Origin of the sequence: Phocaeicola sp. (genome assembly GCF_048170425.1) — a bacterium.
In the GTDB taxonomy this organism is placed as follows: Bacteria; Bacteroidota; Bacteroidia; order Bacteroidales; family Bacteroidaceae; genus Phocaeicola.
Genome location: NZ_DBEXBB010000283.1, coordinates 1 through 9,823 on the forward strand (window position 1 = coordinate 1; position 9,823 = coordinate 9,823).

Genomic DNA, 9,823 nt, shown 5'->3' on the forward strand with positions numbered 1-9,823 from the left:
TGAAAGACAAGTTAAGTTTTTTATTGTCAGTAGTTTGTCTGTGGGGAGTAATCTTAGTTTCAGGATGTAGTGAGAAGGACGACACTCCTGCAAGTCTGACCTTGAAAGAAGGTACACAAACTACTCAGGTGGTTTATGCCGATCAGGTGACGAATCAGGGAGGAATCGGTTTTACAGCTTTGGCCGACTGGACGGCTACAGTAACGGAAGTGGTAACAGGAGCCATGATCAAGGCTGCCTCCGGGAAAGTGGAGTGGCTGGAATTGAGCGCATATAGCGGAGGTCCTGGCGAATATACTTTAACGTTGACGTTGGTAGAGAATCTGACAGGAAAAGACCGGAAAGCTTCCATCGAAATTCGTTGCGGTACGGATGTAATCACTATTACCGTAGAACAGAAAGCTACTACAGAAAAAGGGGAAACTCCGGCTCCGAAAGAAAAGCGGTTGGTTCGTTATGAGTTTACAGATGCGAGCAGTTTGTATCCGGACAGTTATTCTAAGTCTATTGGAGAACTTACTTACAATGAAGATGGAAGACTGGCAACCTTGACCATTAGTTACCGGGGTGATGAACAAGGATATTTGGCCGGGAGAATTTATCAGTTTGCTTATCAGGAAAACCAGATGTGGATTGACCGGAAAGCACTTACCGAATATGAATCGGACGAATCGTATGTGATTACATTGAACTCAGAGGGTTATGTGTCGCAGTTGTATAAGAAAAAGGAATCTTCTTCGGAGCAGCATACATTGTGGATGTTTATTTATTCCGACGGTTATCTTCAGCAGATACAAGAAGATTATGACTATTATCCAGATGACCATGAAAATGGGGATGAGGAAGACGGAAATGTGGTAATAGGTCCGGGAGTATCTTCTGGCAGGATGGGCCGTGCTTCGGATAGGTCTATTCTACAATTGAACTGGCAGAATGGCAATCTGATGTCGACGGAGGGAGAATTCTCGAATGAAAGTTATATGGATTATACGTATACTGAATACCCTAATGTAACGCCTTGCTTCGATTTTAATGTAGTGGTGCGTCCGTTGTTCGGCAGTCATACTTATGAATATGATGACATGGTGTCCCTGCTTTATATGTTGCGTATGATGGGTAAAGGTAGTAAGAATCTGGTTACGAAAGATGTTGTGGATTGGGGATATCATATGCCGGAGCCGGGAGAGCAGGAAGTGATACATGAAGATACGTGGGCACCTTTTGCATATAGCTTTACGGAAGATAATTATCTGGATGTGGTTACCGGTCGGTGTACTTTCTATTCATACCAGCTGGACGAATATGGTAACCATGTGTCTGAGTCTACGTATTATCAAAATGATGAATATCGTTTTGTGTACGAATAAGTAAATTTTTTTTACTTGAATAATATACCCCCTTTCTCTCTGCTCCGCCTGAGTGTTGAGAAAGGGGCTGCTTATTATCAGCTTGTGTCTGCTCAAAACGGTCGGTGATTATCTTCTAACAGTTTTGTGAATGTTGTGCCGTATTGTACTGGCAGTTCCAGACTCTGTCATGTCGCCTGGGAATATGTATTGTTGGGGCAAGTGTTCCGGCAAATCTTTAGCTGTTGGAAATGGAAAGTTTAAGATTCTGACTGTAACTTCTTCCCACAGGAATCCTCGTGCCGTTGTAGAGCGTGATTTCTTTGGTGGTGTAGCTCGCAATACGGTGAGCCGGTACAATGAAGGATTTGTGCACGCGGATGAATTTTTCTGTGGGAAGAAGTTCCTGCATGCTTTTCATGCTGGCTTGCGACATCAGACATTGACGTTCCGTTAAATGAATGCGTACGTAATTATCCATAGACTCAATGTAAAGAATGTCCTTGAGTTTGATTTGTACGTTTTTATATTCAACTTTCAGGGTGATGCTTTCATCAGTAAAGGAAGGATGGGCAGATAGCTGTTGTAAATTGTGAAGTTCCACGGCTTTCTTGACAGCCTTTTCAAAGCGACTGTAAGAGAAAGGTTTGTGCAGGAAATCTACGGCACTCAGTTCAAATCCGTCGAGGGCATATTGTGCATACGCCGTAGTAAATATAAGCAAGGTACCCGGAGGAAGTTCACGGGCCAGTTCTACCCCGTTCAGGTCTCCCATTTCTATATCAAGAAACAGAATGTCCGGTCTGCTTCTTTTTACCTGTTCCATACCTCGGAGAGGATTGTTGAAGGTAGCCAGTTCTATATTCCCATAGCGTTGGCAGAAACTGGTTATGATTTCCAGCGCCATAGGTTCATCGTCAATGGCAATGCATTTCAAGTTCATGTATTCAAATTAATGCGTAGGGTTACGTGAAATAGCCCGTCTTTCTTTTCTATCCTCAAGTCATATCGGTGGGAGTAGAGTAGTTCCAGGCGTTTCCGGCAATTTTCAATGCCTATACCTTTAGACTCCTTTATTGGGGAATGGTTTAATAACGGATTCTGGGTGGTGAATAATAATTCTCCGTTTTTAGCATGGATATAGACGTAGGCATCTCCCGGTTGATGAGAAGAGACTCCATGCTTGAATACATTTTCGACGAAGGTGATTAGTATCATGGGAGCGATACCTGACTGTTCGGTGTCATCATGCTCGTAAGAGAAATGCACGTGGAAATCTTTCGGCATCCGGTATTTCTGTAATTCGATATACTGACGGATGTATTCTGCTTCCGTACAGATTGGAATTTTATCTTTCGTGTTGTGAGCATACATGTATTTCATCAGGCTGATGAATTGGGTAAAGGCATCCTCAGTTTGGGGAGAACCGGTCACCACCATGGCATATAGGGTATTCAGGTTGTTAAACAGAAAGTGTGGATTTATCTGTGCCTTGTAGAGTGCCAGTTCGGCTTTTTTCTTTTCGAATTCCACAGCCTGGCGCCGCATAATCTGATGGTAAAGTTCTGTAAGCAGTCCTACCGCCATGCTGAAGGTGGTGACCACTACGTACAAGAACCAGACAGCCTGTTGCTGTAATCTGATTTTCGGTATGTGCTGAATGAATTTCGGCCTGCGCATCCGGTGCATGGGGACTTCCATCTGGTAGCGAGTAATGAGGTAAGTACCTGCGATGGTGAACAGAATAAGAAGGATAGCTATCCAGAACTTCCGCTTGTCGGTAAACAGGAAGGGCATGGTGAGTCGTCGGTTCAGGATGTAGATAAGATACAGCCATGAAACCAGTAGATACACAAAGGTGGAATTATTTACCAGCCATCGTTCGATGGGTAATAAGGTAATCATGGCTGGGAGCAATATCAGACAGAAGACCAGATCAATGTAAAACGGAAGATTTTTGATGTGCCACATAACTTATTCCTTTTTTCGCAAAAATACGGATTTTCGGGACTTCCCGGAAATAACTTCCGGTCCGTTTGCCACTACATTGGTGTCGTTTACCCTTACTTTCTGGAGCACGTAAAAATCGTATCTGAAACAGGCCTAATTTTGTTGATGCAAAAAGGAATAAAAAGCATAGGTTATGACGAGATTTATTTTTTTATTGGCAAGTTGGGTATTTCCGTTCGTGCTGATGTCACAGAGCCTTTCGGGGACAGTAACGGATAAAGTGACAAAGGAAGGTCTGATTTCGGCTACAGTACAATTAGTTTCATCCGACGGAAAGTCTAATTATACCTCGACAGACTTGAACGGAAATTTTCAGTTCAAGAAACTTCAGTCGGGAACTTATACGTTGCAAGTGACGTATGTGGGTTATAAGCCTTATAAGGCAAAACAAACACTTTTAGAGAATCAGCAAAAACAAGTAAAAATAGAATTGACCGAAGATGCCCAGCTGCTGGGGGAGGTTTCGGTGCAGGGACGTGCTACACGTGCCGAGCAGCAAGGTGACAGTCTGCTGTATAATGCCGAAGCCTTTCAGGTGATGATGGGAAGTTCGGCCGAGGATTTGCTGGCTAAAATGCCGGGTATCGTGGTAGAAGGCGGTACGATTCAAGCACAGGGGGAACAGGTGCAGAAAGTATTGGTGGATGGAAAGGAATTTTTTGACGGCGACGTGAACCTGGCTATTAAAAACTTGCCTTCAGATATTATTGCCAGCATTGAGGTGTTCGATAAGAAAAGTGAGCAGGCTGAGTTTACTGGGTTTGACGACGGTGAGGAAATCAAAACGATTAATATCGTAACGAAAAGCGGTTTCCGTCAGGGAACATTTGGTGAAGTTTCTGGTGGGTATGGTACAGATGACCGTTATAAAGTGAACGGAAACCTGAACTTTTTCGATGATGACCGGCGTATTTCCGTGTTAGGTATGTCGAACAATGTGAACCAGCAAAACTTCTCGCAAGAAGATTTGGCCGGTGTCATGTCGGCAGATAACAGCGGCAGAGGACGTGGCGGTCGCGGAGGCGGCGGTGGAGGAAGGGCCGGAGCTCCAGGTGGAAGCAATGCTTCCAATTTCATGGTTGGAAGTTTGGGAGGAGTGACCTCAGCCAATGGACTTGGCTTGAATTACGTAGACCAGTGGGGGGAAAAATGGAAGGTGACCGGCAGTTATTTCTTTAATCAGTCGGACAACCTGACCCGGCAACAGACCGACAGAGAATACTTTGAAACCGTATTGCCTGGAATGACTTATAGCGAATATCAGGAGAACTCCATGAAGAACTGGAATCATCGTTTCAATATGAAGCTGGATTATCAGATGACCGAACGCACTTCACTACAGTTTCGTCCTACACTGAGTTTTCAGAACAATGACAGTTACGGACTGCTGCAAGGACAGAATTTAGTGAACGGAACAGCAGACAGCAAAACGGAAACCAATTCTTTCGGGAAAAGCAATGCGTATAATGTAGGAGCCGATTTGATGCTCCGTCACCGCTTCCAGAAGGAAGGGCGCACATTGTCACTGATGCTGAGTGGAAAGATGAGTAATACGGACGGTGATACTTATACAGATTATTTGAATACGCTATATGGATTGGAACTTTCTCCGGTGACGGATGATTACAGCCAGTGGAAACAAACGCTGAACCGACAGTACACCTTGCGTTCTAATTTGAGTTATACCGAAAAACTGACCGATAACCTACAGTTGCAGTTAGGGTATAAAATGAGTTATACAGACTCGGAGAACGACAGAAAAACGTACGACCGTTCTGCTGTGACCGACCTTTATGCCCAGTTGGACGAAAGCCTTTCGAACGAATACCAGTCAGGCTACCTGACTCAGGCAGGAAATGTTGGGCTTCGTTATCGTGCCGGAAAACTGAGTGCCATGTTGGGAGTTGATGCACAGTGGGCGAGTTTGAAAGGAGATTTGGTGTATCCCCAGCCCGATGAACTCTCGCATAAGTATTTTTCCGTATTGCCTTCGTTCACGTTGCGCTATTCGCTGGACCGGACCAACTCTTTCCAGCTTCGCTATCGCAGCAAGTCTTCCTCGCCTTCAGTGACGAATTTGCAGAACGTGATAGATAATTCGAATCCGTTGTTCATGTCTGCAGGAAACCCGAACCTCGACCAGCAGGTATCACACACGGCCAATCTGCGTTATTTGCGTACCACCAAATCCGGACATACCTTTATTGCCATGGTGGGAGCAACTATACAGCAGGACTATGTGGCCGATAGTACTTTTGTAGCCAAAGAAGACATGGCCTTGTCGCCTACGGTCACTCTGAACAAAGGTGCTCAGTTTACCCGTCCGGTCAATCTGAATGGTTATTACAGCCTGCAGTCCATGCTGACATACGGCTTTCCGGTCGATTTTATCCGGAGCAACATTAATTTCAGCCTCTCGGCTAATTATGCCAATGTGCCCACTATCTTCGACGGGGTAGAAAGCCGTACACGTGAACTGAACTTGATTCCGAAGCTCATTATCGGCAGTAACATCAGTAAGAACCTTGATTTTACTGCCTCCTATTCGGCAGGAATCAACAAGATGTTCAGTTCACTGGATACCGCAGCGAAAAGTGACTATGTGACACATACGGCTGCGGCCAAGTTGGGCTGGACCTTCTTTTGGGGACTTACTTTCCGAAGTACGTTTAACTATATCGGCTATACCGGCCTGGATACCGGTACGGAAGATTATTTTTTGTGGAACCTTTCGTTAGGCAAGAAGTTCCTGAAGAATAATGCAGCGGAAATCAGAATAGAAGCCTTCGATGTACTGAAACAGAATCAGGCCTTCACGCATCGCACGGGCAGTAACTATTACGATTACGTGAACAGCAATGTGCTGCAACCCTATGCCATGATTAGTTTTGTATATACAATCAGATAACCTTTAAAAACAAGTTGAAAATGAAGAAAATTCTTTTTGTAGCCCTTGTGGCTATGCTGGGCATGCAGCCTGTGGATGCACAGCGCAAAGGTGGCACCCCCCGTACTCCCGAACAGATGGTGGAGAAGCTTGATAAAAAGTTGAACCTGACCGATGAACAGGAAAAACAGATTACTACGTTGTATACAGACTTCTTTAAGCAGGAACTATCGCGTGAAGAGCGTAGAACGGCCATGCAGGAACTGAACAAAAAAATAGAAGCTCTGTTGACCGATGAGCAGAAGGCAGCATTTGAACAGATGAAGAAAGAGCGTCCGCAGCGGAAACGTTAATGGTTTGTTGTTTCTGTTTGTGATATAGCCCTGTCTGCCTGAAAGGCTGATGGGGCTTTTTATATATGTCCAATAAATAGGAGTATGAAATCGGTTATTTATGGGAATGATTTTTTAGGTTTTATCATGTATTTTTGCCAAAAATAAGTTTTGAGGAAATAATATTTGTGAATAAGAAGAGACTCAAAGCTATGAAAAACTGCTAAGTTTCTGTGCTTATTTAATGTGCTATACATTGTAACAGAATGTAGGACTTATGCAAGAGTGACTTTAAAAGTAGCCTGTCAGACGGGGAATAAACATGAGGTCCTTTATCTTTGTAAAGTGAAGGACAATGTAAATGATGCTTTAAGAAGCAGACAGGCTGGTAAAATAATAAAGATATTAAAGTCACTCAGATAAAGAATTCGTATTACAATACGGGGAAATTGTAATACGGATTCTTTTTTGTATATAAAGACAATGTTTTATGCCGGAAACCAGCAATGTATGATGGTTCCCTGCCCCTCTTTCGATGTGATGTCACAGCCTCCTTGCAATTTGTCGCATCGTTCTTTGATGCTCTTTAGCCCTAATCCAGCATGAAGAATATGGTTGGAAAGATTGTTGGTAGAAAATCCTTTGCCGTCATCTTCGATGATGATGTTTACTTGTCTGTTCTCATAGCTGGCCGTGATAAAAGCATTTTGGGCGTTGGCATGTTTAAGCATGTTGGATATAATCTCCTGAAGAATACGGTAAACCTGTTGAGTATGATCAGCAGGAAAAGCTATTTGTTGTATATTCTCTTCGATGTAGCACTGAATATGAGGACTTTTCAGAGATTTCAGCTTGTCGGTATAAAGGGTCAGGACCTGATATAGGCTAAAGTTGCTGAAAGCAGGAGTTGCCAGCTGATGTGAAAGATTGCGTAACTCCTCTCTGACTTGTTTTAGCTGAGATGTTAATGATTGTGCATCAGAGTGTTCCATTTCTATCTCTATCGCCAATAAATCGTTGCACACTCCGTCGTGTAATTCCCTGGATATACGGTTGTTGCTATCTTCTAGTCCACAGATATATCGTTCGGTCATTTTCTTGTGCATGTCGGTAAGCAGGTACTGTCTTTCTATCTCCTTGTCTTTAATCTCTTTTTCCAGTTTCAACTGCTTCAGATTAAATGCAATTTTTCGTTTATGCATACTTATAGCCAGTATGATGAGGGTCAGTATCACTAAGATAAGTACGCCCCCAATGCTATAAGTACGTATTAGGTAGGCCGCTTTTTCCTCGGCACGTTTCCCGTTGAGTCCGGCAATCTGTAAGTCTTTTTCCTTGAGATTTAGTTCGGCCTCAAATCCAGACAACCGGTTCTGAAAATATTGGTTGTTTAATTTTTCATTGGCCTGATATGCTTCTAAAGTGAGTTGATAGGATAATTGTCCGTTGTTTCTTTTAGCCTCTATTTCTGCAAATGTAAGCAGAATTTTGGGTAACAGACCGAAAGGATTTTTTCGGGCAAAGTTGGCTGCTTTCATGACATAGTTACGTGCCTGAAGCAAGGAATCCGTATCATGGAATAACATGTAGCCATATAAGTATTCCAGATTGGCAATGTTTGCCTTGTTGTGTGTGGTGTTTTTATAACTCATGGCTTTCTGATAATATTGAAGCGCCTGCCGGAGTTGTCCGGCATCCCTTGATACCCTTGCATATTGCGTGTATGCTAGTAACTTGAGATCATCGGGCATTTCCGGACGGAGCTTCTGAATGGCTAGTTTCAAGGTGTCCATGGCGTACTCAGACTGTTGGTTATTCGCCAATAAGATGGCATGATTACACAATCTGTTTACTTCCCCGATGCGGTAGTCAATGGTCAGCGTGTCAGTCTGTGGATAGGTAAACATTTTGCGTGAAATCTGTATGGCTTCGTTGTTCTGCCCTGTTTCATTGTATAGAATGGAAATGTTGGATACGATAATGGCCGCAAGATTGTAATTTTGTAAGTCCTCAGTAATAGCAAGCGCCTTTTTGTAGAGCGAGATGGCGTTGTCAAGCATAAACAGTCTGCGGTGTATGACTCCCGAAAGATTGTAAGCTTCTGCTAAATTTGCGGAATCTTTTACTTGTTCCAGTTGGTTGACTGCTTTTTCGGCCGTTTTTCTTGCTTCCTGTAGCTGGTTGCTCTGCCATTGACCGAAGGCAATCTCGTATGTAGCGATTGCCGCAATTTCTTGCAGCTGCTGTGCAATGGTATTTTCCGGGTATTTTTCTATAGCCATGGCATTTTCCCGGATTTCGGTCAATATGGTATGTGCCTTCTCATAGTCTCCTTTTTGGTTAAGAAAGCGGGCATAATCCAGGCTAATGCTCAATGCATAAAGCTTATCTTGTCTGTAATGATTCTCATGAGTGATAAGATTGTATATTGAATCCATTTGTGCATATTCGCCGTTGTTGCCGAATGAATGTAACGAATCAGCCAGTTTATCGCTCTTTTCATTGGCATTCAGAGATACACTCAGGCTGAGGAATATAAAGAATAAAGTCTGTTTCATTTTGTAATCCAACCTTTTAGAAAAGCAATTCGCATAAGATGTGATACGTTTGTAGCCCCGCTTTTCAGCAAGATGTTTTTTCTCATCGTATCAATTGTATTTTTGCTGAGATTGAGTTTATGGGCTATCTCGTCGGAGGTAAGTCCACATGATAACATTTGGATAATTTCGTTTTCACGCGGGCTTGGTGTATAGTTTATTACTTTGCCTGCCGACTGATCACCTATAATGGAAAGCACAATATGCAGTGCTGTGGGTGAGTAGTATTTGCTGTTTTCTTCCAGAATACTCTTGATGGCTTTTTCTATTTCTTCAATTTTGTCGTTTTTAGTGATGATACCTGACACCTCTGCTTTTGTCAAAAGCTTAATAATCCAAAACTCTGTATGCATGGTATAGACAAGTATGGGGAAGTGAAGCGATTTTTGTTGAAGGTAAGCAATGACATCCAAGGCTGTTTTATCCTGAATCTCGTAGTCTATGATTAATAAATCGGGCGTAGTATGATTCAGGTAGTTGTATAACTCCGAATAATGATGTCCGGTAGTTATCTGGTATTGTTGGTTGTTTGCCAGAAGTTGCATAATACCTTCGGTAATGATGGGATGATCATCTAATATATATAAGTTTTTCATGTGGAAGCGCGTGTAATTTTGTATTTTTTGTTTTTCACAAAGATGGTAATTTTTC

At 42.9% G+C, this 9,823-nt stretch carries 7 protein-coding genes; 3 read left to right on the top strand and 4 right to left on the bottom strand.

All coding sequences use genetic code 11. The annotated features are described in order from the left end of the window. The coding region (locus ACMJ0U_RS11175) for a BACON domain-containing protein (protein WP_417129993.1) at window positions 1-1,367 on the top strand (1,367 nt) is incomplete at its 5' end. A gap of 217 nt (window positions 1,368-1,584) precedes the next feature. Here ACMJ0U_RS11175 and ACMJ0U_RS11180 read toward each other — a convergent pair. Next, complete coding sequence (locus tag ACMJ0U_RS11180; protein ID WP_417129994.1) at window positions 1,585-2,289, bottom strand: LytR/AlgR family response regulator transcription factor; 705 nt, start codon at window positions 2,287-2,289, stop codon at window positions 1,585-1,587. Next, window positions 2,286-3,317, bottom strand: a complete 1,032-nt coding sequence (locus tag ACMJ0U_RS11185; protein WP_417129995.1) for a sensor histidine kinase — start codon at window positions 3,315-3,317, stop codon at window positions 2,286-2,288. The genes ACMJ0U_RS11180 and ACMJ0U_RS11185 overlap by 4 nt, the downstream gene beginning before the upstream one ends. Window positions 3,318-3,489: 172 nt before the next feature. Between ACMJ0U_RS11185 and ACMJ0U_RS11190 the strand changes: the two genes are divergently transcribed. Both ACMJ0U_RS11190 and ACMJ0U_RS11195 read left to right on the top strand, forming a co-directional pair. Then, window positions 3,490-6,264: an outer membrane beta-barrel protein gene (locus ACMJ0U_RS11190; protein ID WP_417129996.1), complete on the top strand. Its 2,775-nt coding sequence runs from the start codon at window positions 3,490-3,492 to the stop codon at window positions 6,262-6,264. Between the two features lie 20 nt (window positions 6,265-6,284). After that, window positions 6,285-6,596, top strand: a complete 312-nt coding sequence (locus ACMJ0U_RS11195; protein WP_417129997.1) for a hypothetical protein — start codon at window positions 6,285-6,287, stop codon at window positions 6,594-6,596. 467 nt (window positions 6,597-7,063) lie between these two features. Here ACMJ0U_RS11195 and ACMJ0U_RS11200 read toward each other — a convergent pair whose 3' ends face one another. Both ACMJ0U_RS11200 and ACMJ0U_RS11205 read right to left on the bottom strand, forming a co-directional pair. Further along, the gene (locus ACMJ0U_RS11200) at window positions 7,064-9,133 is read right to left on the bottom strand and encodes a tetratricopeptide repeat protein (protein ID WP_417129998.1); all 2,070 of its coding nucleotides are present in this window, start codon (window positions 9,131-9,133) and stop codon (window positions 7,064-7,066) included. Beyond that, entirely contained in the window at window positions 9,130-9,768 is a 639-nt protein-coding gene (locus tag ACMJ0U_RS11205) for a response regulator (RefSeq protein ID WP_417129999.1), read from the bottom strand. The genes ACMJ0U_RS11200 and ACMJ0U_RS11205 overlap by 4 nt, the downstream gene beginning before the upstream one ends. Between the last annotated feature and the right edge of the window lie 55 nt (window positions 9,769-9,823).